The 23,696-nt window shown below is 60.5% G+C and carries 24 protein-coding genes and 4 tRNA genes; 10 read left to right on the top strand and 18 right to left on the bottom strand.

Going from position 1 to position 23,696, the window contains the following annotated elements:
* Positions 1-11 precede the first annotated feature (11 nt).
* On the top strand, positions 12-758 hold the full coding sequence (locus tag LLJ08_RS14520) for a flagellar brake protein (RefSeq protein ID WP_125877392.1): 747 nt from the start codon (positions 12-14) through the stop codon (positions 756-758).
* A gap of 116 nt (positions 759-874) precedes the next feature.
* On the opposite strand, the gene LLJ08_RS14525 is transcribed toward LLJ08_RS14520, so the two are convergent.
* A tRNA-Arg gene (locus tag LLJ08_RS14525) sits at positions 875-951 on the bottom strand.
* 269 nt (positions 952-1,220) lie between these two features.
* Between LLJ08_RS14525 and LLJ08_RS14530 the strand changes: the two genes are divergently transcribed.
* The 3 genes from LLJ08_RS14530 (at position 1,221) to LLJ08_RS14540 (ending at position 2,199) form a co-directional block, all read left to right on the top strand.
* Positions 1,221-1,433, top strand: a complete 213-nt coding sequence (locus LLJ08_RS14530; RefSeq protein ID WP_228207340.1) for a hypothetical protein — start codon at positions 1,221-1,223, stop codon at positions 1,431-1,433.
* Positions 1,434-1,475: 42 nt separating this feature from the next.
* Complete coding sequence (locus LLJ08_RS14535; protein ID WP_228207341.1) at positions 1,476-1,661, top strand: PA3371 family protein; 186 nt, start codon at positions 1,476-1,478, stop codon at positions 1,659-1,661.
* 214 nt (positions 1,662-1,875) lie between these two features.
* The gene (locus tag LLJ08_RS14540; RefSeq protein WP_003301308.1) at positions 1,876-2,199 is read left to right on the top strand and encodes an Arc family DNA-binding protein; all 324 of its coding nucleotides are present in this window, start codon (positions 1,876-1,878) and stop codon (positions 2,197-2,199) included.
* Between the two features lie 277 nt (positions 2,200-2,476).
* On the opposite strand, the gene LLJ08_RS14545 is transcribed toward LLJ08_RS14540, so the two are convergent.
* The 4 genes from LLJ08_RS14545 to mgtE form a co-directional block, all read right to left on the bottom strand.
* Complete coding sequence (locus tag LLJ08_RS14545) at positions 2,477-3,613, bottom strand: sodium ion-translocating decarboxylase subunit beta (protein ID WP_014819748.1); 1,137 nt, start codon at positions 3,611-3,613, stop codon at positions 2,477-2,479.
* A 10-nt stretch (positions 3,614-3,623) separates the two neighbouring features.
* Positions 3,624-5,408 carry a sodium-extruding oxaloacetate decarboxylase subunit alpha gene (gene oadA / locus LLJ08_RS14550; RefSeq protein WP_041013466.1) on the bottom strand — a complete coding sequence of 595 codons (1,785 nt, stop codon included), beginning with the start codon at positions 5,406-5,408 and terminating at the stop codon, positions 3,624-3,626.
* 22 nt (positions 5,409-5,430) lie between these two features.
* Positions 5,431-5,673, bottom strand: a complete 243-nt coding sequence (locus LLJ08_RS14555; RefSeq protein WP_041013465.1) for an OadG family protein — start codon at positions 5,671-5,673, stop codon at positions 5,431-5,433.
* 140 nt (positions 5,674-5,813) lie between these two features.
* Positions 5,814-7,247: a magnesium transporter gene (mgtE, locus tag LLJ08_RS14560; protein ID WP_014819745.1), complete on the bottom strand. Its 1,434-nt coding sequence runs from the start codon at positions 7,245-7,247 to the stop codon at positions 5,814-5,816.
* Between the two features lie 334 nt (positions 7,248-7,581).
* On the opposite strand from mgtE, the gene LLJ08_RS14565 reads away from it, so the two are divergent.
* Positions 7,582-8,064 carry a DUF4124 domain-containing protein gene (locus LLJ08_RS14565; protein ID WP_031297717.1) on the top strand — a complete coding sequence of 161 codons (483 nt, stop codon included), beginning with the start codon at positions 7,582-7,584 and terminating at the stop codon, positions 8,062-8,064.
* Positions 8,065-8,113: 49 nt separating this feature from the next.
* Here the strand turns inward: LLJ08_RS14565 and LLJ08_RS14570 are convergent.
* The 12 genes from LLJ08_RS14570 to rnd all read right to left on the bottom strand — a co-directional run bounded on the left by LLJ08_RS14570 (position 8,114) and on the right by rnd (position 17,934).
* Positions 8,114-8,190, bottom strand: a tRNA-Arg gene (locus tag LLJ08_RS14570).
* Positions 8,191-8,261: 71 nt separating this feature from the next.
* Positions 8,262-8,338: transfer RNA gene (locus LLJ08_RS14575), tRNA-Arg, on the bottom strand.
* 111 nt (positions 8,339-8,449) lie between these two features.
* Positions 8,450-8,540 (bottom strand) — tRNA-Ser (locus LLJ08_RS14580).
* A 62-nt stretch (positions 8,541-8,602) separates the two neighbouring features.
* Positions 8,603-8,788, bottom strand: coding sequence for a carbon storage regulator CsrA (gene csrA / locus LLJ08_RS14585; protein ID WP_003283978.1), 186 nt, complete (start codon positions 8,786-8,788; stop codon positions 8,603-8,605).
* A 179-nt stretch (positions 8,789-8,967) separates the two neighbouring features.
* A complete protein-coding gene (locus tag LLJ08_RS14590) occupies positions 8,968-10,206 on the bottom strand; it encodes an aspartate kinase (RefSeq protein WP_003301319.1) in 1,239 nt (412 codons plus the stop codon).
* A gap of 120 nt (positions 10,207-10,326) precedes the next feature.
* Entirely contained in the window at positions 10,327-12,951 is a 2,625-nt protein-coding gene (gene alaS / locus LLJ08_RS14595) for an alanine--tRNA ligase (RefSeq protein ID WP_228207342.1), read from the bottom strand.
* A gap of 169 nt (positions 12,952-13,120) precedes the next feature.
* Complete coding sequence (gene ltaE, locus LLJ08_RS14600) at positions 13,121-14,137, bottom strand: low-specificity L-threonine aldolase (protein WP_228207343.1); 1,017 nt, start codon at positions 14,135-14,137, stop codon at positions 13,121-13,123.
* A 50-nt stretch (positions 14,138-14,187) separates the two neighbouring features.
* Complete coding sequence (locus tag LLJ08_RS14605; RefSeq protein ID WP_014819740.1) at positions 14,188-15,408, bottom strand: M61 metallopeptidase family protein; 1,221 nt, start codon at positions 15,406-15,408, stop codon at positions 14,188-14,190.
* A 68-nt stretch (positions 15,409-15,476) separates the two neighbouring features.
* A complete protein-coding gene (locus LLJ08_RS14610) occupies positions 15,477-15,926 on the bottom strand; it encodes a YcgN family cysteine cluster protein (protein WP_023444358.1) in 450 nt (149 codons plus the stop codon).
* A gap of 105 nt (positions 15,927-16,031) precedes the next feature.
* Positions 16,032-16,433 carry a hypothetical protein gene (locus tag LLJ08_RS14615; RefSeq protein WP_228207344.1) on the bottom strand — a complete coding sequence of 134 codons (402 nt, stop codon included), beginning with the start codon at positions 16,431-16,433 and terminating at the stop codon, positions 16,032-16,034.
* An 86-nt stretch (positions 16,434-16,519) separates the two neighbouring features.
* On the bottom strand, positions 16,520-16,813 hold the full coding sequence (locus LLJ08_RS14620) for a YcgL domain-containing protein (protein WP_014819737.1): 294 nt from the start codon (positions 16,811-16,813) through the stop codon (positions 16,520-16,522).
* Positions 16,810-17,934 (bottom strand): ribonuclease D, encoded by a 1,125-nt coding sequence (gene rnd, locus LLJ08_RS14625; protein ID WP_228207345.1) that lies wholly within the window; start codon positions 17,932-17,934, stop codon positions 16,810-16,812. Before rnd ends, LLJ08_RS14620 begins: the two co-directional genes overlap by 4 nt.
* Positions 17,935-18,075: 141 nt before the next feature.
* On the opposite strand from rnd, the gene LLJ08_RS14630 reads away from it, so the two are divergent.
* Together LLJ08_RS14630 and LLJ08_RS14635 are read left to right on the top strand one after the other, a co-directional pair.
* The gene (locus LLJ08_RS14630) at positions 18,076-18,921 is read left to right on the top strand and encodes a sulfurtransferase (RefSeq protein WP_179484567.1); all 846 of its coding nucleotides are present in this window, start codon (positions 18,076-18,078) and stop codon (positions 18,919-18,921) included.
* A 197-nt stretch (positions 18,922-19,118) separates the two neighbouring features.
* On the top strand, positions 19,119-20,408 hold the full coding sequence (locus LLJ08_RS14635; RefSeq protein WP_228207346.1) for an OmpP1/FadL family transporter: 1,290 nt from the start codon (positions 19,119-19,121) through the stop codon (positions 20,406-20,408).
* Positions 20,409-20,457: 49 nt separating this feature from the next.
* On the opposite strand, the gene LLJ08_RS14640 is transcribed toward LLJ08_RS14635, so the two are convergent.
* A complete protein-coding gene (locus tag LLJ08_RS14640) occupies positions 20,458-21,006 on the bottom strand; it encodes a glutathione peroxidase (protein ID WP_023444363.1) in 549 nt (182 codons plus the stop codon).
* A 148-nt stretch (positions 21,007-21,154) separates the two neighbouring features.
* On the opposite strand from LLJ08_RS14640, the gene modA reads away from it, so the two are divergent.
* The 3 genes from modA to modC are packed head-to-tail and all read left to right on the top strand — an operon-like array spanning position 21,155 to position 23,692.
* On the top strand, positions 21,155-21,913 hold the full coding sequence (gene modA, locus LLJ08_RS14645) for a molybdate ABC transporter substrate-binding protein (protein ID WP_228207347.1): 759 nt from the start codon (positions 21,155-21,157) through the stop codon (positions 21,911-21,913).
* Positions 21,894-22,598 carry a molybdate ABC transporter permease subunit gene (gene modB, locus LLJ08_RS14650; protein WP_181063910.1) on the top strand — a complete coding sequence of 235 codons (705 nt, stop codon included), beginning with the start codon at positions 21,894-21,896 and terminating at the stop codon, positions 22,596-22,598. Before modA ends, modB begins: the two co-directional genes overlap by 20 nt.
* Positions 22,595-23,692, top strand: a complete 1,098-nt coding sequence (modC, locus tag LLJ08_RS14655) for a molybdenum ABC transporter ATP-binding protein (RefSeq protein WP_228207348.1) — start codon at positions 22,595-22,597, stop codon at positions 23,690-23,692. Before modB ends, modC begins: the two co-directional genes overlap by 4 nt.
* The last annotated feature ends 4 nt before the right edge of the window (positions 23,693-23,696 follow it).

Raw genomic sequence — 23,696 nt, forward strand, 5'->3', positions numbered from 1 at the left:
AGCATCGGCCCGTGTCTAGCTTATTCCTCGGCGATGAAGGCCCGCAGCCTCCCAAGGTACTGACGGCGCCACTCGAGATTTACGCCAATCTGCGTCCCCTTCTCGACAACAACACCCCCCTCACGCTTCGCTTCCATGAGCGCAACCAGCGCTACCAGAGTTTTCTGGTTGAAATGAACCGTGAAACCGGCTGGATAGCGCTCGACGAATTGATCCCCAATGACGGCGAGAGACTGCTATTGCAAGGCGAGCCGATTCATATCGAAGGATTCTACGAAGGCGCACGACTCTCCTGGACGAGCGACCAACAGGTTCATACCGGCGAAATTGATGGCGCTCGCTGCTATTGGATCCCAACCCCGACAACGCTCACTTACCATCAGCGCCGCAATGCTTATCGCGCACAGCTGAAAGAGATCGCCGTCGCTGCGCAGCTCGGCGGCTCAACAGTAAGAAAAGCCCTGGAAGGCAGGCTGCTCGATATATCGGCTACTGGCTGCAAGCTGAGCCTAAAGGGCGACCAACAGGCCATTCTTCAAACGGGACAGGTCTACGAGATGATCGCGAAGCTGCCAATTGGCGCGATCCAGACGGAAGTCGAGCTTCGTCACGTGGCCATTGATGAAAAGTCTGGAACTTCGATCTGCGGGCTGCGCTTTCATCGCCTCAGCGGACTGACGCAACGGCAGATTGAAAAGCTCGTGTACCAGCTTCAACGCGACGCACGCCGCGACAATTCCGCCTCACCGTTCGGCTAACGCGCAGCGCAGCGCGCCTTGCCAGACCACCGCTCAGCTCAAGGCTTGTCGCGAAAAAGCGGCACAGCCGAGTCAAAAGCCTTGCTATCTGAACGTGATCGCTGTGCGAAATCTTATGGCGTCCCAGGCGAGGTTCGAACTCACAACCTTCCCCTTAGGAGGGGGATGCTCTATCCAATTGAGCTACTGGGACATCACGCGGCGGGCATGGTAACGAGCCAAGCATGATTTGTCATGCGCATCGTAGACCTGATGCCATGCAGCCTCCTACAGCCGAATACGCCTCTCACACTCAGCAATGCAAATTGCATGACCACTATCAGTCATCCGTGCAAAGCGCAAGCAACACTCGCCTCAATGAAACGCCAACTTATTGATTTATAACAGTTTTTATCCAGATAAACTTTGGCACAGCTACTGCAATAGCTAGGCAAAGTTAACGTGACGCGAAGGATAACGCTCATGATCAAGTCGGCTTTTTTTCTTACTACAGGCTTTACATTTGCCGCCCTGACAGCCTCGCAGCTGCCATCCGCCGAACCGCAGCAACAGCGATACGAGCCCTCTTCCCAGTTCTCCATTCAGCGCACGAGCAATTTGGAACGCGCACAGATCACCACCCTCAACTCAGGCGAGGCGAGCGTGCTCACTCAACCGCAACGCTGGGTGTTCTAAGGATTCAGTTGAGCGCGGATGGTTCCGCAAAAGGAGTTACTCATGTCCAGATTTGCATTGACTTGCTTGCTTCTTACTGCAGCGTGCGGCTACGGTGCCTTCCTGGCCCCCCAAAGCCTGGCGGCCTTGGATACCTTGTGCAAGGCAGGACTTGGCATATTCGGAAGCTTATCCCTGATCGCACTCATGATCGGACGCAGGATCAAGTTCGATCCAGTGCTGCGCTAAGACCCCATAGCCGGACAATAATCAGACTGGTTCACAGTAAAGGCATTTTGATAGCACGAGCACTTTACTAATCAGAATATCGACGTACAATTGGCGTCATGAAGCCGTCTCCTAATTTTTAACCTGGCTGACGGAACAGCGAGTACTGGTGGTTGTCAGACCGGTGACTACCCCGGCAATACGCCAGCACGCCCACCTGACTAACCGGTTAATTATGCGCCCTATGAAACAGGCAGTTTATTCCAGCCGTACGGCTGACAAATTCGTTGTTCGGCTTCCCGACGGCATGCGTGAACGCATCGCCGAGGTAGCGCGGAATCATCACCGCAGCATGAACTCAGAAATCATCGCCAGATTGGAGCAGAGCCTGCTGCAGGAAGGCGCACTGGATGAAGATCTGAGCATGCGTCTCGACAGCCCAGAGCTGTCTCTTCACGAGCGAGAGCTTCTGCAGCGCTTTCGCCAGCTCGCTCACCGCCAGCAGAACGCGCTCATTGCATTGATCGCTCAGGACACCGAGCTCGCCAAAGAAGATTGACCCCGGACCAGCCACCAGCTGGAGACAGGTGACTGGCTCCAGCTGACGCTACCTCTGATCCGGCTGCCACTCTCAGGCGGTCATCAAGTCAGCCAGCCGCATCAGTTCCCCCCTTCATCATCGTCCTAGCCATAAAGACAGGCACGAATGTGCTTCGGACACAAGGGTTGCGCCGAATCTATGGTCGACCCGAGATCCGCGCTCGATAAGAAGTTAGAACCTGGATGCAGCAAGGCGCCCCCGTTGCAGAGGCGCCTATACAACTAGCCTACAAAGTTTAGCCTACAAAGTTGAGCAGCACCCCGGCCGCAACCGCAGAGCCGATGACACCTGCCACGTTGGGCCCCATGGCATGCATCAGCAGGAAGTTCTGAGGATTGGCCTCCAGCCCCACCTTGTTCGATACACGTGCAGCCATCGGCACAGCAGAGACTCCTGCGGAACCGATCAACGGATTGATCTTGTTCTCACTGAAACGGTTCATCACTTTGGCCATGAAAATACCCGCTGCGGTACCACCGCAAAAGGCAACCATACCCAGCACGAGAATCCCCAAGGTTTTCATCTGCAGGAAGGCCTCGGCCGATAGCTTCGAACCGACTGTCAGACCGAGAGCAATGGTGACGATGTTGATCAGGGCATTTCGTGAAGTATCCGCCAGGCGGTCCACCACACCACATTCGCGCAACAGATTACCGAAGGCGAACATACCCACCAGCGGTGCGGCATCCGGCAGTAGCAAGCCGACCAGCAAACAGAGCACCAGCGGGAATACTATCTTCTCGACCTGCCCGACATGACGCAGTTGCGTCATGACGATTGCACGCTCCTCTTTTGTGGTCATCGCACGCATGATCGGCGGCTGAATCAGCGGCACGAGGGCCATGTAGGAATACGCAGCAACCGCAATCGGACCGAGCAACTCTGGGGCAAGCTTGGATGTCACGAAGATCGACGTTGGACCGTCTGCGCCCCCAATGATAGCGATCGACGCTGCCTCGCGCAGCGTGAACTCCATACCCGGAATCCCGGCAGCAGTCAGAGCAAGAGCGCCTAGCAGGGTCGCAAAGATTCCGAACTGCGCCGCTGCACCAAGCAGCAGGGTCTTTGGGTTGGCAAGCATGGGGCCAAAGTCGGTCATCGCGCCAACGCCCATGAAGATCAACAGCGGAAAGACGCTGGTCGGTAACCCTACCTCATAAAACAGATGCAGAATTCCGGCACCCTCGCCCATGTTGGCAACCGGGATGTTTGCCAGGATGCCACCGAACCCTATAGGGATCAGCAACAAAGGTTCGAATCCCTTCCGAATCGCCAGATAGATCAGCCCCAGACAGACGAAGATCATCAGCGCCTGCCCTGGCTCCAGATGGTACAGGCCGGTTCCGTGCCACAGCTTGAGCAACTTTTCCATGGGACTCCCCTTAGCCGATGCTCAGCAGACTGTCACCGACCGAAACCGCGTCGCCCACCTTGACGCTGACGGAGGCGACGGTGCCGGCCTTGAACGCACGGATCTCGGTTTCCATTTTCATGGCTTCGAGAATCATCACCAGATCGCCCTCCTGGACCAACTGTCCGGGCTGCACCAGCACTTTGAATATGTTGCCCGCCAGCGGCGCCGCCTGGGTTTCACCACTGGCAGGCACGGCGGCAGAACCAGCCACCGCGCTGGTAGCGCCGCCACCAGCGCCGAGAGGCTTGATGCCCTCGATATCGCCGCCATCGCTCACTTGTACGACGAAAGATTTGCCGTTGACTTCAACGGTATAGACCTCCGGCTTGCCCGCCTCTCGCGGTGGTAGATCGCCCCCGGTTGGCGCCGGCTCGAACGCGGATGGGTTTCCACGGTTCTCCAAAAACTTCAATCCGATCTGGGGGAATAGTGCATAGGTCAGCACGTCATCGATCGAATCCGTAGCGAGCTTGATGCCTTTCTCTTTTGCGATCCCTTTCAGTTCGGCAGTAAGTCGATCCATTTCCGGCTGCAGCAGGTCTGCGGGACGACAGGTGATCACCTCAGCCCCCTCCAGCACACGAGCCTGCAGCTCGGAATTGAAAGGTGCAGGGGCCGCACCGTATTCACCTTTGAGCACGCCTGCCGTCTCTTTGGTGATCGACTTGTAGCGCTCACCCATCAGCACATTGATCACCGCCTGCGTACCGACGATTTGCGACGTGGGCGTCACCAGCGGGATGAAGCCGAGGTCTTCACGAACGCGAGGGATTTCAGCAAGCACGTCGTCGAACTTGTCCAGAGCGCCCTGCTCCTTCAGCTGACCTTCCATATTGGTCAACATGCCGCCGGGCACCTGAGCCACGAGGATTCGCGAGTCGACACCGCGCAGGGTGCCCTCGAATTTCGCGTACTTCTTGCGAACCTCACGGAAGTACGCCGCGATTTCCTCGAGCAGCTCCAGGTTCAAGCCGGTATCGCGCTCCGTGCCCTGGAAAATAGCCACCACCGATTCCGTCGGAGAATGTCCGTAGGTCATCGATAGCGACGAAATGGCTGTATCGACATTGTCGATACCCGCCTCTACTGCCTTGAGAATGGCGGCCGTCGACAGGCCGGCTGTAGCGTGGCACTGCATATGGATCGGAATCGCAAGGCTGGACTTCAAGCGCGACACCAGCTCGAACGCCATGTACGGCGTAAGGATGCCTGCCATATCCTTGATCGCCACCGAGTCGGCGCCCATATCCTCGATCTGCTTTGCCAGATCGACCCACATCTCCAGCGTATGCACCGGACTGGTGGTATAGGAAATGGTGCCTTGTGCATGCTTGCCCTGTTGTTTGACGGCACGCAGGGCAGTTTCGAGATTGCGCGGATCGTTCATAGCGTCGAATACGCGAAAGACATCGACGCCATTTACAGCGGCGCGCTCGACGAATTTTTCCACGACATCATCGGCGTAGTGCCGATAGCCCAGCAGGTTCTGGCCTCGCAGCAGCATCTGCTGGCGCGTGTTGGGCATGGCCTTCTTGAGTTCGCGAATGCGCTCCCAAGGGTCTTCTCCCAAGTAGCGGATACAGGCATCGAAGGTCGCGCCGCCCCAACTTTCCACCGACCAGAAGCCAACCTGATCGAGTTTGGCAGCGATCGGCAACATGTCTTCCAAGCGAACACGGGTGGCTAGAATGGATTGGTGCGCATCACGCAGCACCACATCGGTTATGCCGAGCGGCTGTTTAGCAATGGTCATGGAAGGAACTCCCTTTCCAGAGTCAACCGCGTCGCGCGCGGTGTTGATGAATCGCGGCCTGGATGGCTGCAAGAATATCCGCATCTGTTTCAGCGCTCGCAACCTGAGCGGCCGCTACTCGAGGCGCCGGCTCAGTGACGAAGCGGCCGGCGAGGTAGGACATCAAGCGAATGCAGAGGATCAACAGAACGAGAAAGGCGAAGACGAAACCGATGCCGAACAGCATGAGTTCGACGCCTTCGAGCAGGAGTTGGCTGGGGGTCATCGGGAGTTCCCTTGTCAGCAGCTCAAGCTGCTTGTTATTCGCTGCGTGGGTTCGGACACGTTTCGCGACACACGAAACGGCCGAACCTTAGCCCGAAACAGCGAAATAAGGCAAACCCCAATAAAGCGCGAAAAGTACCGCTACAGCAGAAAAATGGTCGCCAATCCAAGGAAAATGAAGAACCCGCCGCTGTCTGTCATGGCAGTGATCATGACGCTTGCCCCCATTGCCGGATCGCGCCCCAGGCGCGCCAGCGTCATAGGAATCAGCACGCCCATAAGCGCAGCGAGCAGCAGGTTCAGTGTCATAGCCGCCGTCATGACCACCCCAAGAGACCAGCTGCCATACAGCCACCAGGCCACCGCACCGATCACACCACCCCAGACCAGCCCGTTGACCAGGCCAACCCCGACCTCCTTGCGCAACAGTCGGGTCGTATTACCGGTACCCACCTGATCCAACGCCATGGCGCGCACGATCATGGTGATTGTCTGATTACCCGAATTTCCGCCAATGCCTGCGACAATTGGCATCAGGGCCGCGAGGGCCACCAGCTTCTCGATCGAGCCATCGAACAAGCCGATTACGCGGGAGGCGATAAATGCAGTGACCAGGTTGACCGCGAGCCAGGCCCAACGGTTACGAACGGATTTCCAGACGGAGGCGAAGATGTCTTCCTCCTCGCGCAGACCGGCCATGTTGAGAACTTCGCTTTCACTCTCCTCACGGATCAGGTCGACCATCTCATCGATGGTCAGACGCCCGATCAGCTTGCCACCCTTGTCGACGACCGGCGTCGATACCAAGTCATAACGTTCGAAGGCCTGCGCCGCGTCATAGGCGTCTTCATCCGGGTGAAAGGTGACGGGATCGCTGGCCATCACCTCCGCGACCTGCTTGTCCGGATCGTTAACCAGTAAACGCTTGATCGGGAGCACGCCCTTGAGCACGCCGTCGTAGTCGACCACGAACAGCTTGTCGGTGTGGCCCGGCAACTCCTTGAGGCGGCGCAGATAACGCAACACCACCTCGAGACTGACATCCTCACGGATGGTCACCATCTCGAAGTCCATCAGTGCCCCGACCTGATCCTCTTCGTAGGACAGCGCTGATCGCACGCGCTCGCGCTGTTGCGCATCGAGGCTTTCCATCAACTCATGAACGACGTCGCGCGGCAACTCCGGCGCCAGGTCTGCCAGCTCGTCGGCGTCCATTTCCTTCGCCGCGGCAAGCAGTTCGTGATCGTCCATATCGGCGATCAGCGTTTCCCGAACTGCGTCGGACACCTCGAGCAGGATATCGCCGTCTCGCTCGGCCTTGACCAGTTGCCAGACGGTCAGTCGCTCTTCGAGCGGTAGCGCTTCGAGAATGTGAGCGACGTCAGCAGGATGCAATTCGTCGAGCTTGCGTTGCAGCTCGGCGAGAATCTGACTCTCGTCGTAGATCTCACCCTGCTCGCCGTCCTGCCGGTACTCCCCGTCCTCACCGAGGCGACGGCGCTGCAGCAGATCGACCACCTGCGCCAGGCGATCCTGCAGGGTCTCTTGGGGCTTTTTTGCTTCTACTTCTGTCATGGCGCACTCCACCCTGGCCGGGAGCACGCCAGGGAAAATCAATCAATCAGTACGTGATTGGCAAATTGGAAACGTGAACGACTACTGGGTAAGTCCATAAAGAAAGGTTGTTCCACAAACCCTGAGGGGCAGATGCGGGCATCATAACATCGCAATCAGCGGCCCGACGCGCTCAAACACGGCCATCACAAGGGCTGCGTCAAAGATGCAGAAAAGCTTGCGACGGAGAAGCCGACATTCTGTCGACGCCTTCACGCTGCGAAGAGACACGAATGTACGAGCAGCTTTTATTGAGTAGCCTGAATGGACAGTTGTTCAGTCATGGAGGACGAGAATGAGAGCACTGTCCATAGGTGTGAGCCTGCTATTGCTATCCACCCCCGCATTTTCAGCAAGCGTATTTCGCTGCGTCGACCAATCCGGGCATGTCACCTTCAGCCAGCAAGGCTGCCCGGAAAACCAAAGACAGCAACGGCAGCGCGCAACCAATCCAACACCCAGTTCAGGGAAAGCCGTGCCAATGGCGACCCTCAAGACCAGGAAAAGCCCCGCCGGCAGTGAAGGCGAAAGCCTGGCGATAGTCGCCGAACGAGATGACGGTTGCGGCAACAGAGTAACCAGCAGCGAACGGCGCAGCGCAATCATCAACAAACAGATCCGCACCGGCATGACTCGCAGTGACGTCGAAAGCGCATTCGGGCGACCGGAGAGCATCACAAGTAGCAACGGGCGGGAACGCCTGCGCTTTCGCAGCAGCAGCGGCCAGGTACGCACCGTCAGCTTCGACGAGTTCGGCTGCGTTCTTGGTAGACGCTAACGCTCGAAAACGAAAAAGGGCCTGCATCGCTGCAGGCCCTTCTCTTGGTTGGCGCACTCAGGAGGATTCGAACCTCCGACCGCTCGGTTCGTAGCCGAGTACTCTATCCAGCTGAGCTATGAGTGCGTAAGTGCTTGTTAGACCAGATCACCGCTGGTGGCTTGAGTGATCCGCATTTCTGCCGATCATTCGAAGTGTGGCGCACTCAGGAGGATTCGAACCTCCGACCGCTCGGTTCGTAGCCGAGTACTCTATCCAGCTGAGCTATGAGTGCGCTGAGCGTGCGCATTATAGGGAGTAAACATTGACGGTCAAGCACTTTGCCGTGGCGCTTTCTTATATGAAAGCAGGCTGCCGCGAGAACCCTGAACCCTAGAATGCAAAATGGCGGAGAAGGGGGGATTCGAACCCCCGACACCCTTTTGAGGTGTACTCCCTTAGCAGGGGAGCGCCTTCGGCCACTCGGCCACCTCTCCGCAACACGGGGCGCATAATACCCATCTTTGCCCCGTTTGCAAAGCCGAAAATTACAGAAAAATTAGTGGCTTGGTTCCTGATCCTTCTCTTTCTGGATCCGTTGGTAAATCTCCTCGCGATGCACCGCCACCTCCTTGGGCGCATTGACGCCGATACGTACTTGGTTTCCTTTCACACCCAACACGGTGACAGTCACATCGTCACCCACCATCAGGGTTTCTCCAACCCGGCGAGTCAGAATCAGCATTCCTTTCTCCTTAAACGGATTCAGTTCAGTAAACAGTCTGCAAAGATAAATACGGAAAATGTCCGTAAAACATGAAGCTAGAGCCTTTCAACAGGTATTGACCCGCGCGCAGGAGCCTAAAGTTCCTTTTCGCATGACCCAATACGACAGAAGGCGCGGACTAGCGCGCCTTCTGCGAATCATTCCGCAGTATTGCCGGCGGGCGCATCAAGTTCGAACGCAGTATGCAAAGCACGCACGGCAAGCTCGAGGTACTTCTCCTCGATCACTACCGACACTTTGATTTCCGACGTCGAAATCATCTGGATGTTGATATTTTCCTTGGCCAGGGCCTCGAACATGCGGCTGGCTACGCCGGCATGCGAACGCATGCCTACGCCGACGATGGACACCTTGGCGATATCCGTATCGCCGATGACCTCACGAGCGCCCATCTCGGATGCAATGCCCTGCAATACCTGCAACGCATTGTTGTAGTCGTTGCGATGCACAGTGAACGTGAAGTCGGTGGTGTTATCGTGCGCGACGTTCTGCACGATCATATCCACTTCAACGTTCGCGGCGCTGATCGGCCCGAGGATCTTGAACGCCACACCGGGCGTATCCGGGACCCCACGGATGGTCAGCTTGGCCTCGTCGCGGTTGAAGGCGATGCCGGAAATGATGGGCTGTTCCATGGATTCCTCTTCATCAAGGGTAATGAGGGTACCCGGACCCTCCTGAAAACTGTGCAGTACGCGCAGCGGGACGCTGTACTTACCGGCGAACTCAACCGCCCGAATCTGTAGCACCTTGGAGCCGAGGCTGGCCATTTCCAGCATCTCCTCGAAGGTGATCTTGTCCAGTCGCTGAGCCTTGGCCACGACCCGAGGATCGGTGGTATAGACGCCATCCACATCGGTATAGATCTGGCATTCGTCGGCCTTCAGCGCAGCGGCCAGCGCCACGCCTGTGGTATCCGAGCCGCCACGACCCAAGGTAGTGATATTGCCCTTCTCGTCCACACCCTGGAAGCCAGCCACCACAACAACGCGCCCAGCCTTGATGTCGCGCTGGATCCGCTGGCCATCGATCTGCAGGATGCGCGCCTTGGTATGGGCGCTGTCGGTGAGGATACGAACCTGATTGCCAGTGTAGGACACCGCCGGTACGCCGCGCTTGATAAGCGCCATCGCCAACAGGGCAATGGTCACCTGCTCACCGGTGGAAACCATCACATCCAACTCTCGGGCGACCGGCTGATCACTGATCTGCTTGGCGAGATCGATCAGGCGGTTGGTTTCGCCACTCATTGCCGAGACGACCACGACGATATCGTCTCCACCGTCGCGGAACTTCTTGACCTTCTCGGCCACCTGCTCGATCCGCTCGACAGTGCCGACCGAGGTGCCTCCAAACTTCTGTACGATCAAAGCCATTGTTAGCCGCCTAGAGCCCCTGAAGGGCGATCATTAATCAAACAACCCCGAAACCTGCCAAGCACCGGCTCAACCAGACCCGTTCGACGGGCGCCGGCGGGACGCAGCACGGTAACTGAATCAAAGCCCCTGCTCGGTAAATGGCACCGCCAGTGCCAGCGCATCATCCAGCTTGGCCGGCTCACTGCCGCCGCCTTGCGCCATATCCGGACGACCGCCCCCCTTGCCGCCAACCGCTGCCGCGGCCTGCTTCATCAGGTCGCCTGCTTTCAAACGACCAGTCAGGTCCTGGGTTACGCCCGCGACCAGCACCACTTTATCGTCCTGAACACCACCCAGGAGGATGACGGCGCTGCCCAGCTTGTTCTTCAGCTGGTCGACCAGCGCCAGCAACGCCTTGCCGTCCAGCCCGTCTTGGCGCGCAGCAAGCACGCGCACGCCCTTCACGTCCAAGGCGGAGGTCGCCAGGTCGTTGCCTGCTGCGCTGGCCGCCTTCGCCTTGAGCTGCTCGAGTTCCTTCTCCAGCTGACGGTTGCGCTCGAGGATGCCACCAAGCTTGTCGAGCAGATTGTCACGGCTGCCCTTGACCAGGTTCGCCGCCTCTTTCAGCTGTTCCTCGGCTGCATTGAGATAGGCCAATGCAGGTGCGCCAGTGACCGCCTCGATCCGCCGAACACCAGCCGCCACGCCGCCTTCGCTGGTGATCTTGAACAGCCCGATGTCGCCAGTGCGGTTTACGTGAGTACCGCCGCACAACTCGACCGAGAAGCCGCCGCCCATGGTCAGCACCCGCACGGAGTCACCGTACTTTTCACCGAACAACGCCATCGCGCCCTTGGCCTTGGCGGTATCGATATCGGTTTCCTCGATCTCCACCGCGGAGTTGCGGCGAATCTCGGCGTTGACCCGATCCTCCAGCGCGCGCAGCTGCTCTGGCTTGATCGCCTCGAAGTGGCTGAAGTCGAAGCGCAGGCGCTGGCTGTCCACCAGCGATCCCTTCTGGCTGACGTGCTCGCCAAGAATCTCGCGCAGCGCGGCATGCAGCAGGTGGGTTGCCGAATGGTTGAGCGCAGTGGCCTGGCGCACGGACGCATCCACAGTCGCCTCGACATCCGCACCTACGTGCAGCGTGCCGCTGTCGACGATGCCGTGATGCAGGAATGCGCTGCCGGCCTTGCTGGTATCGCGGACATCGAAACGCAAGCCCTCTGCCGCCAGATAGCCACAGTCACCAATCTGGCCGCCGGACTCTGCATAGAACGGCGTCTGATCGAGCACCACGACGCCTTCCTCGCCAGCGCTCAGGCTGTCGACCACCATGCCTTCCTTGAACAGCGCAAGCACCTTACCGGCACCGGATGTGCCCTGGTAACCGAGGAAGCGCGTTTCGCCTTCCACTTTTACCAAGCTGTTGTAGTCCATGCCGAAGGCACTGGCCGAACGCGCACGCTCACGCTGCGCCTGCATTTCACGTTCGAAACCGTCTTCGTCGAGGGTCAGATTGCGCTCGCGGGCGATGTCGCCGGTCAGGTCGACCGGGAAGCCGTAGGTGTCGTACAGCTTGAACACCACATCGCCGGGTATGATGCTGCCGGTCAGGTCAGCCAGATCCTGCTCGAGGATTTTCAGGCCCTGCTCCAGGGTCTTGGCGAACTGTTCTTCCTCGTTCTTCAGCACACGCTCGATATGCGCCTGCTGCTGCTTGAGTTCAGGGAACGCATCGCCCATTTCCGCAACGAGTGCGGCGACGATACGGTGGAAGAAGCTGCCTTTGGCGCCCAGCTTGTTGCCGTGACGGCAGGCACGGCGAACGATGCGGCGCAGAACGTAACCGCGGCCTTCGTTGGACGGGGTCACGCCGTCGGCGATGAGGAAGCCGCAGGAGCGGATATGGTCGGCGACGACCTTCAGTGAAGCCTGACCTTCGTTGGCGCAGCCGATGGCATCCGCCGCTGCGTTGAGCAGACTCTGGAACAGATCGATTTCATAGTTCGAGTTGACGTGCTGCAGGACCGCACTGATGCGCTCGAGGCCCATCCCGGTGTCGACACTCGGCGCCGGCAGCGGATGCATGACGCCATCGGCCGTGCGGTTGAACTGCATGAAGACGTTGTTCCAGATCTCGATATAGCGATCGCCATCTTCCTCCGGCGAGCCGGGCGGGCCGCCCCAGATGTGCTCGCCGTGGTCGAAGAAAATCTCGGTGCAGGGACCGCATGGGCCGGTGTCGCCCATCGCCCAGAAGTTGTCCGACGCGTAAGGGGCGCCCTTGTTGTCACCGATTCGCACCATGCGCTCGGCCGGCACGCCTACTTCCTTGGTCCAGATGTCGTAGGCCTCATCGTCGCTGGCATAGACGGTGACCCAGAGCTTCTCCTTGGGCAGGTTCAGCCACTTCTCGGACGTGAGGAACTCCCAGGCGTAAGTGATGGCGTCGCGCTTGAAATAGTCGCCGAAGCTGAAGTTGCCGAGCATCTCGAAGAAGGTGTGGTGACGCGCGGTGTAGCCGACGTTCTCCAGGTCATTGTGCTTGCCGCCCGCCCGCACGCACTTCTGGCTAGTGGTGGCGCGGGTGTAGGCGCGCTTTTCCAGGCCGAGGAAGCAGTCCTTGAACTGATTCATGCCGGCGTTGGTGAACAACAGGGTCGGGTCGTTCGCCGGAATCAGCGAACTTGAGGCCACGCGTGTGTGGCCCTTCTCTTCGAAGAAGCGGAGGAAGGCTTCACGGATTTCTGCGCTTTTCATAGATTTCTTCCAGAGGACTGCGGCCGAACGGCTGCAAAACGACACGGCGAGGCGAGACACCGAAAACCGGTTCGCAACTACCCAACGGATAGCCGGCAAAGGGCCGCATTATATCGGGCCTGCGCGCCGGGTATAGGGGATAAAGCCGATTGAATCAAGCAATTCAACGTCAGCAACGGCCCATGTTTTCGGCAAATTCGGCGAATGCATTCACCACTACCGGAAGATGCTCGTCATGCAGGTCCATATGGGTAACCAGCCGCAGCCGAGTCGCAGGTGTCAGGCGAATGCCACGCTGCGCGCAGAAGGCCGTCAGCGCCGCTGCCTTTTCCCCCATCTCGACATAGACCATGTTGGTCTGCACCGGCTCCACAGCGAAGCCGAGGGCTGCCAACTCATGGCCGAGCTGTAGTGCACGACGATGGTCATCGGCCAATCGCCCGATGTTGTGCTCCAGCGCGTACAAGCCGGCGGCGGCGAGAATGCCGGCCTGGCGCATGCCGCCGCCGACCATCTTGCGCAAACGCCGGGCCTTGGCGATGAACGCCTCGCTGCCGCACAGCACCGAGCCGACTGGCGCGCCGAGGCCTTTGGACAGGCAGACCGACACCGTATCGAAATGCCGGGTGATCTCGCACGCATCGCAGCCGAGCTTCACCGCAGCGTTGTACAGCCGCGCGCCATCGAGGTGCAGCGCCAGTCCGTGACGATGGCTGAAGTCGCGAGCCGCGGCCAAGTAGTCCAGCGGCAGAACCTTGCCATGCATGGTGTTTTCCAGCACGAGCAGGCGACTGCGGGCGAAGTGGAAATTGTCCGGCTTGATCGCGGCCTCGACACGCGCCAGATCCAGCGTTCCGTCGGCTTCCATTTCGATCGGCTGGGGCTGGATCGAGCCGAGCACGGCCGCTCCGCCGCCCTCGTATTTGTAGGTATGGGCCTGCTGCCCGACGATGTATTCATCGCCACGCTCGCAGTGCGCCATCAGCGCCAGCAGATTGCTCATGGTGCCGGACGGCACGAACATCCCCGCAGAAAAGCCCAGGTCGGCTGCGAGGCGCCGTTCGAGCAGAATGACCGTTGGATCTTCGCCATAGACATCGTCACCGGTTTCGGCGGCAAGCATCGCTTCGCGCATTGCTGCGCTGGGCTGGGTAACGGTGTCGCTTCGTAGATCAATCACGGACATGAGATCTCCTCGGACTCAGGACAAGGCCAACGACGCTACCGCGGCCGCCGTCAGCGCAGCAGGCGCGTATCGAGCACCTTCGAGCCACCACCCAGCAGCGTCTCGGTCATTTCGATGAAGGCGTCGGTGCTGACCGTATCCATGCGCATCAAGCCACGACTGACGTCGTCGAGCGAATGGCGGCCCTTGCTGCGCTGACGGATCTCCTTGTCCAGCTCTTGCAACAGCAGCACGGCACGGGCGGTGATCGGCCCTGTCGAGCGCTCGGTGCGCAAGCTATCGACCTTGCGGCTCCACTTGGTCAGATGCTCACGTACCGCCTGGTAGCGGTCTTCGCTCATGCCGCCGGCGCGACGCACCAGTTCGATGGCGTAGTACTCGGCCAGCCCCTCAGTGATCCAGTCGCTGCGGTCGCTGTCCTTGATGCGGCTAAAGACGTGAACAAGCTCATGCACCAGCGAGCTTGTACCGTTCTCGCTGACAATCGGCCGATCGGCGTGCATGTACAGGGAGTTCGGACCGGACAACCCACCACGCCACATGGGGTCGCCGGCACCGACGATGAGCAGCTTCGCCGGGTCGCGGGGAAAGACGTTCTGTACCTGCGGCCAGACGAAGGTCAGCATCGTCAGAATATCCATCCGCCGGACGCCCTCTCCAACCGGCGCCGCGATGGTGACGTCCGTTTCGCCGAGCTTGGCGCGACGGGTACCGAGCTTGCCGGCGAGCATCCAGCCGGTCGGCCGGTCGAACAGCCGCTCACGGTTATCCACGCGGAAGCGATTCTTGCCGACACGCGGCCAGCCGGTTTCGATGCTCTTCCAACCCTCGGGCAGCTCGAAGGTGATGCGCGAAACCAGTTTCACACCGTCGACCTGATCGAGCCGGGCCGGCGGCACCAGATCATCGCCACGGAACAGCGCCCAATCACTGGTCATCCGTGCGTCGTAGCGTCCGTTGTCGCGCGGATGGCTGATACGCACGCGGTAGCTGAGACGCGCCTTGCCTTCGGCGGGTCGCCAGGCACCACGCTCCGGCGACGCCTGCAACCACTCGCCATCCGCTACGAAATCGCTGTAGTAGCCGTCATCGCCCAGATTGAACTCCAGGCTACGAACCGCTTCGCCTTTCTCCAGGATCAGTTGCACCTCGGCCTGATCCTCGTCGGGCAGAAAACGCACGTGATAGTCCAGGTCGACCCGCTTGGCCGCGTGGGCCTCGGCGCTGACGAAAAGAACAAGAGCGAACAGCGACAGCAGTCGAACAAGCATCGAAGAGAACTCCATCGGAAACGCGCGGGGGTGTGCTGATCTTGAGACGATGCAAACGAGGCTTAGATTCAACCGGCACGGAAAATCAGGTGGTCTTCCCAGTGCTCCTCGGCAACGCTGCCTTCGGCGAGCATCCGGCCCGACTGGGAAATCCGCTCGACGTGCACCGCTTCAGGGTCGCCACAGACCAGGTGATGCCAGAGCGGCAGGTCCTTGCGCTCGGCCACAAGACGGTAGGCGCAGGTGGGCGGTAGCCATTTGAACTGAGCAGCATCGGAAGCGTTCAGCTGTATGCAGTCCGGCACACTGGCGCGCCGGTTGGGATAATCGCTGCAGCGGCAGGTCTTCAGGTCGAGCAGCTTGCAGGCGATACGTGTGTAGTAAACGGCGCCGTCTTCCTCGTCCTCGAGCTTCTGCAGGCAGCAGAGGCCGCATCCGTCGCACAGCGACTCCCATTCCGCCGCATCGAGTTCGGCAAGGGTTTTGCGCATCCAGAAGGGTTCGACCTTGGCCGCCATGACTGTCACTACCGGTAAAAACCGGCAAGTCTAGCCACTGTCGGATATCCGGCCAAGAGCCGCCAGGCGGATGCCGCCGGTAGGAGCCGGCGGCTACATCGAGCGCTACTGCTTGTCGAGCATCTGCAGGTGACTACGCATCTGCTCGAGCATCTGCTCCATGTGCTGGATACGCATGTCGAGCATCTCCTTGGACGGCGCGCCCATCATGCCGCCACCCATGGCGCCCTGCATCGGCTTGCCACCCTGCTTGCCCATTCCGCCGCCGGGCCCGCCCATCGGGCAGCCGGCCATGCCACCCATACCGGACTGCATGCTCTGCCAATGCTCTTCGCGAAGTTTCTGTCGCTCCTGCGGGGTCTTCGCAGACTGCCAGGCCTGCCGGGACTCCTGCATCTTCTGCCAATGCTGCTGCCAGGCTTCGTTATCGCTGGAGGGCGTCTGCGCGCCGGCCGACATCGCCAGAGCCGCCATTACCGAACCGATCACCAAAGAACGCGTTTTCATCGTCGTCTCCTTATGCATGTACGGTCAGAAGAGCGTAGTTCCGATCCGGCCGACGCATCTTGTCCAGCGTCAGGATCGAGCAGGTGTTACATCGGATCGTTCATGCGCAGCAGCTCTTCGGGCAGATGCTCGATGTAATCGTCCTCGGCGGGCGGCATCTGCAGGTGATAACCCTGTGCCTGGAGATTGGCGAGCACCTTGGTGATGTCTTCGCGTGCCAGCTGACGCTCGGGCGTCAGCACCATTTCGAAGGCCAGCTGCGGCGGCCCGAACGCCGCGATCAGGCCTTCGGGGACACGCTTGAGCGCATCGCGCTTTTCGACATAAAGGTACATTCCGTCCTTGCGTGGGCTTTTGTAGATGGAACAGATGACTTTCATGGTCGTTTTTCCAGAGCATCGAGCAGGGCTTGCCCCATCCGCTCACGGCGCCAGCCGCGCAGCGATTCGGGCAGTTCATAGGGTCCATCGGGGTAGCCGCTCTTGAGCAGCGCCTCGAGCGTTTTCTTGCGCAACATCAGCTCCGGTGCGATATCCAGCGCCTGCGCTTCGCGCTGGCCGACCGCGCGCAGCTTTTTCAGCACGGACGACACCTCCAGGGGCAATGGTTCCGGTAGCGGTACCGGCCAATCCTGTTCGGGCGTCGCCGCGGCCTCCCGAATCATCTCCAGCAGCAATTCACCATCCTGGCGCACGGTACGCGGATGCATGTCCTCGATCCGGGCCAGCGTCACCAGATCGCGCGGCTGGGTGCGCGCCAGCGGCCAGAGACTGGCTTCGCGCAGCACGCGATTGCGCGGTTGGTTGCGCGCACGGGCCTGACGCTCGCGCCAGGCCGTCAGCACTTTGAGCACAGCGAGCTGCTGCGGCTTGAGCCGCCAGGCCTGCTTCACATCACGGTAGGCTTCATCGGGATCGGATTCGCGCTGCAGGTTGGCGACCAGCTCGACACCATCCTCCAGTACCCAGGCACGCTTGTCCTCGGACAGCTTCGGCAGCAGCGCTTCGTACAACTCGGCCAGATGCTGGGCATCCTCGGCGGCATATCGCACCTGCATGTCACTCAGAGGCCGCTGCAACCAGTCCGAGCGCGTTTCGCCCTTGGGCAACTCGATGCCGAGTACCGCCTGGACCAGCCGCGAGTAGCCCATGGAGAAACCGATATTCAGGTAACCGGCCGCCAGCTGGGTGTCGAACAGCGGCTGCGGCAGGCTACCGGTCAGACGCAGCAGTACTTCGAGGTCTTCGCTGCAGGCGTGCAGCACTTTCACCACCGCCGGGTCTTGCAGCAACGCGGCAAACGCGGTCCAGTCACGTACGCTCAGCGGGTCGATCAGATAGGCACGCCGCCCGTCACCGACCTGTATCAGCCCGGCGATGGGGTAGAAGGTATCGACCCTCATGAATTCGGTATCCACTGCCACATAGGGCAGCTGGCGCCATTCGGCGCACAGGCGGGTCAGATGTTCATCATCCAGAACCCATTGAGTTTCGATGGCCACACGGCCCTCCTTTTCGGCTGACGACCGGCGCACGGCCGAACGAGGCGCGCAGTATATATCGAGCATCCGAGCGGCCGGGGCATTCATGACCGCCACGCGCGCTGGTAGTGTTGACCGATCAATCCGCCTGGAGCCGCACCGATGCCACTGGCCCAACTCATTACCGCCGCTGAGCTTGCCCAGCACCTGCACACCCCCGACCTGCTGATTCTGGATTGCCGGTTCGCCCTGGAAGATCCGGCCTATGGCGAGAGTAGTTACAGGAAGGCGCATATTCCCGGCGCGCAGTTCGCCGATCTGGAAAAAGACCTGTCCGGCCCGGTGATCCCCGGCACCACCGGACGCCACCCACTGCCGGATCCTGAGCAGTTGCTGACTCGCCTGCGCCAATGGGGCCTCGATGGCGGCAGCGAAGTGGTGCTCTATGACGACGGCCCCGGCGCGTTTGCCGCTCGGGCGTGGTGGCTGTTGCTGTGGCTGGGCAAGCGTGAGGGCGTCTACCTGCTGGACGGGGGCGTAAACGCTTGGCGAGAAGCGGGGTTGCCCATGGAAAGCACCACGCCCGCGATGCAGGCGGGCCATTTCGACGGCAACGCAGACGACAGCATGGTCGTCGATGCAGCGAGACTGCAAGAACGCCTGCATAGCCCCGAGCTGGCACTGCTCGACGCACGCGCCCTGCCGCGTTTCCTCGGCGAGGTCGAGCCCATAGACCCGATCGGCGGGCATATTCCCGGTGCCGTTTGCGCGCCCTTCAGCGAGAACCTGGGCAGTGATGGTCGCTTTCTCGATGCCGAGCAGCTACGCGGCCGATTCGATCAGCTGCTGGACGGCAAGTCACCGCAAGTTGCAGTGGCCTATTGCGGCTCCGGTGTCACCGCCTGTCACAACCTGTTCGCGCTCTGTCTGGCAGGCTACCCGTTGGCGACGCTGTACCCAGGTTCATGGAGCGAATGGATCACCGACCCAAGCCGGCCACGCGCCTGATACCGACGAGACCCGCTGCGCCCAACGCGCAGCGTGGCTCGCCAGTCAGAATACGTCCGAGGGGTTTTCACCGAAGTTACATTTGTTTTCACGACCGTTAGTCGTCATCTTTACGAAAAATTGCAATTCATTGTCTTGCTACCTGTCGGAGAAAGTTGCTAGGTTCCGACCCGCTTTCATCCCGGAGTAGTAGAACAATGAAAACAACATGGTTGAAGACCGCGCTCGCGGTAGCCGTAGGCGCCTTGTCCACCCAGGCCATGGCCGCCGGTTTTGCCCTCAACGAACAAAGCATCAGCGGCATGGGCACCTCCTTCGCAGGTCGCTCCTCTTCCGCCGACGACGCCACCACCCTGTTCGGCAACCCTGCCGGCATGTCCCGCCTGAAGCGTGAAGAAGTCAGCTTCGGTATGGCGGCGATTCATGCGAAGACGGATATCAAGAATACGAGCGCAGCTTCACCACAAATTCCCGCGCTCGGTGGCGCCCGCCTGCCGGTTGACGGCAGCAATGACGGCGATATGGTCCCGTTCACCGCCGTTCCGATGGGTTATTACGTCAAACCAATTGATGATAAGTGGGCGCTGGGTGTCGGTGTTTATGTACCGTTCGGCCTGATTACCGACTACGAAAGCGGCTTTCAGGGTCGCTATCACGGCGACTACAGCGAAGTGCGCGTGATCACGGTGCAGCCAACCGTCAGCTATCGTTTTAACGACAAGCTCTCTGTCGGCTTTGGCCCCACGATTAACCGTATCGACGGTGAATTGCAGAGCGCAACGATCAGCCCTATCGGAGGAAACGACGGCCGGGTCAAGGTTAAGGGTGACGACACCGCCATGGGCTTCAATGCAGGCGTCCTGTATGAGTTCACACCCCATACCCGCATGGGCTTGACTTACCACTCCAAGGTTGAATACACACTTGAGGGCGATACCGAACTCAAAGAAGGCTTCAACCAACTCGGCATCGCCGGAAAGTATGATGCCTCGCTGGACCTGACCACCCCCGAGTCAATTGACCTCTCCGTCACACACGAGCTCAACGACCAGTGGACGCTATACGCCGGCGCCATGCTCACTCGCTGGAGCCGCTTCGAAGCGATCATTATCGAGAACGAAGGACTTCCTTCCGGTCCGCTCAACCCGATCGTCGAAGATCAGGAATGGCAGGACACTTGGTCCTATGCGCTCGGCGCCGCGTACAAGCTGAATCGCGAGTGGACTCTGCGCACTGGCTTGGCATTTGACCAGAGCCCGACCAACAACGTTGATCGTTCGCCACGCATCCCTTCCGGAGACCGTACTGCGGTGAGCTTCGGCCTGGGCTGGCACCCAACCGACGATATTACTGTCGACCTCGCTTATTCCTACCTATGGGAAGAAGATACAAAGGTTCGCCACGAGCACCCGTCCAAGGGCATCTACAACGCCACGTATGAAAACAGCGCCCACGGCTTTGGCGCTGCTCTGAGCTACCGCTTCTGATGTAGCGAAAGAACGAAAAAAGCCCCGGTCCGCCGGGGCTTTTTTGTTTCTACCTTTCCAACGCCTTCTCCACCGCTGCGATCAGACGCGGGTCATCCGGCGCGACCTTGCTGGAGAAATGCCCGACGACGCGCCCTTCCCTATCGACCACGTACTTGTAAAAGTTCCAGCGCGGCGCTGTTCCGGCCTGCTCGGCCAGCTGGCGAAACAACGGCGTCGCATCGCCACCCCGAACCGGCTGCGTTTGGGTCATGGTGAAGGTCACACCGTAATTCACGTAGCAGACCTCGGCCGTCTCGGCCTCGTCATCGGCCTCCTGGAAGAAGTCATCCGAGGGCACGCCGAGCACCTCCAGGCCGTCGTCCTTGTAGCGTTGATAGAGCGCTTCGAGTCCCTTGAACTGCCCGGTGAAGCCGCAATGGCTCGCGGTGTTGACCACCACCAAGGCCTTGCCCTGGAACTGGCTGCACAGATCGACGGTTTCCTTGGAGCGCAGCTTGGGCAACTCGTGCTGCAGCAGTGCCGGGCATTCGGCGGCAATCACCGAGGCGCTGGCAAAGACCAGCGACAGTGCCGCCAGGGGACGAGTGATATTCATGGCCAGTTCTCCGGTCGCGGGCTCACAACGCTACTCCGCCGCCGTGCCCGCGACAATGCCCGCGCAGGCCGAAGCGCGTCCGGTCAATCACAGCTCGGCCAAACTGCAATATGATGCGCCCCAGCCGCTCTGCACCGAACGAGGCCGCATGCATCCATCTCGAGCACTCCGCTACGCACTGACTCTCCTCCTGCTGCCGCTCGGCAATGTCCTCGCGGCACAGGTGCAGGTGGCAGTCGCTTCCAACTTCACGGCACCGATGCGGGAAATCGCCAGCCGCTTCGAGCGTGACACCGGCCACCAGGCCAGACTTGCCTTCGGCGCTACCGGCAAGTTCTATGCGCAGATTCGCAATGGCGCACCGTTCGAGGTCTTGCTGTCAGCGGATGACACCACGCCAGGGCGGCTCGAGCAGGAAGGCGCGGCCATACCCGGTAGCCGCTTCACCTATGCCGTTGGCCGCCTGGTGTTGTGGTCGCCGACTGCGGGCTTGGTGCAGGACGGCCCTGACCTGCTGCGCAAGGGCGATTTCCGCCACCTCGCCATGGCCAACCCGAAAACTGCGCCCTATGGCGCTGCCGCCCTGGCCACACTGGAACATCTCGGGCTCGACGACACCCTGCGCGGCCGCCTGGTGCAGGGCGAAAATATCGCGCAGACCCACCAGTTCGTCGCCAGCGGCAATGCGCAGCTGGGCTTCATCGCGCTGTCCCAAGTGGCGAAGGATGGCCGGATCGCTACCGGCTCGGGCTGGGTTGTGCCCACCGACATCCACCCGGCCATCCGCCAGGAAGCCGTGCTGCTGACCAAAGGGCAAGACAACCCTGCAGCCAAAGCGCTGCTGGATTACCTGGCGCAGCCGCAGATCCGCGCGCTGATCCAGTCCTATGGCTACGGGCTGGAGTAGCAGCATGCCGCTGGACAGCGTGGCCCTGGCAGCAATCTGGCTGACCGTCAAACTGGCCAGCGTGACCACGCTGGTCCTGCTGCTGATCGGCACACCCATCGCCTGGTGGCTGGCGCGCACCACCTCGCGCATGAAGGGCCCGATCGGGGCCGTGGTCGCGTTGCCGCTGGTACTGCCGCCGACTGTGCTCGGCTTCTACCTGCTGGTGGCCATGGGCCCCAACGGTTTCATCGGCCAGTTCACCCAGAGTCTTGGGCTCGGCACCCTGCCGTTCACCTTTGCCGGATTGGTGGTCGGCTCGGTGTTCTACTCGCTGCCGTTCGTGGTGCAACCCTTGCAGAACGCCTTCGAAGCCATTGGCGAGCGCCCGCTGGAAGCCGCCGCCACGCTACGCGCCGGCCCCTGGGACACCTTCTTCAGTGTGGTTCTGCCACTCGCCCGCCCCGGTTTCATTACCGCCAGCATCCTCGGTTTCGCCCACACCGTCGGCGAGTTCGGCGTGGTGTTGATGATCGGGGGGAACATTCCAGGGCAAACCCGGGTGGTTTCGGTGCAGATCTACGACCATGTCGAAGCCATGGAATATGCCCAGGCGCACTGGCTGGCTGGCGGCATGCTGCTGTTCTCATTTCTGGTGCTGTTGGTGCTTTATGGCAGCCGGTTAAAGCAAGGGTGGCGCGGATGAGCGACGCTGCAACCAACAGCGGAATCCAGGCTCGTTTTCGCCTCGACTATGCCGACTTCAGCCTAGATGTCGATCTGCAATTGCCCGGCCGCGGGGTGACCGCGCTGTTCGGCCACTCCGGCTCAGGCAAGACCACCCTGTTGCGCTGCGTGGCGGGCCTGGAGCGCTCAGGCCTGGGCCAGCTGACCGTCAATGGCGAGCGTTGGCAGAACAACGCGCAGAACCTGTTCGTGCCACCGCATCGCCGCTCAATCGGTTATGTGTTTCAGGAGGCCAATCTGTTCACGCACCTGTCGGTGCGACGCAATCTGGAATTCGGCATGCGCCGCGTGGCGGCAGCGGAGCGCCGTGTTGTCTTGGATCATGCAGTGGAACTGCTGGGCATCGATCACCTGCTCGAGCGCATGCCGGATCGGCTTTCCGGCGGCGAGCGCCAGCGTGTCGGCATCGCCCGAGCGCTGCTGAGCAGCCCGCGCCTGCTGCTGATGGACGAACCGCTGGCAGCGCTCGACCTCAAGCGCAAGAGTGAGATCCTGCCTTATCTGGAACGCCTGCATGACGAGCTGGATATCCCCGTGCTCTACGTCAGCCACTCGCCGGACGAAGTTGCGCGGCTGGCCGACCACGTCGTGTTGCTGGAACAGGGGCGAGCCATCGCTCAGGGCGAGTTGCGCGAGACGCTGGCACGGCTGGACCTGCCAACCGCCTTCAGTGATGACGCCGGTGTCGTGGTGGAAGGCGAAATCGCCGGCCACGACGCCCACTACCACCTCACCCGGCTGACCTTTCCCGGCGGCGAAGTGCTGGTATCGCAGCGCCCTGAAGCCCTGGGCCAACGCCTGCGCTTTCGTGTGCACGCCCGCGACGTGAGCCTGGCGCTGCAGCGCGCCGAAGGCAGCAGCATCACCAACCTGCTCCCCGCTCGGGTCGAGGCGATGGTCGCGGCCGATACGCCGGCCCACGTACTGATCCGCCTCGATGCCGGCGGCACGCCACTGCTGGCACGCATCACCCGGCGCTCGGCCGATCAGCTGGCCATTACGCCCGGTCAGGCGCTTTGGGCGCAGATCAAGACGGTGGCGCTGCTGGGCTGAGCGG

The sequence above is a fragment of the Stutzerimonas chloritidismutans genome (genome assembly GCF_020783375.1).
GTDB lineage: Bacteria > Pseudomonadota > Gammaproteobacteria > Pseudomonadales > Pseudomonadaceae > Stutzerimonas > Stutzerimonas kunmingensis.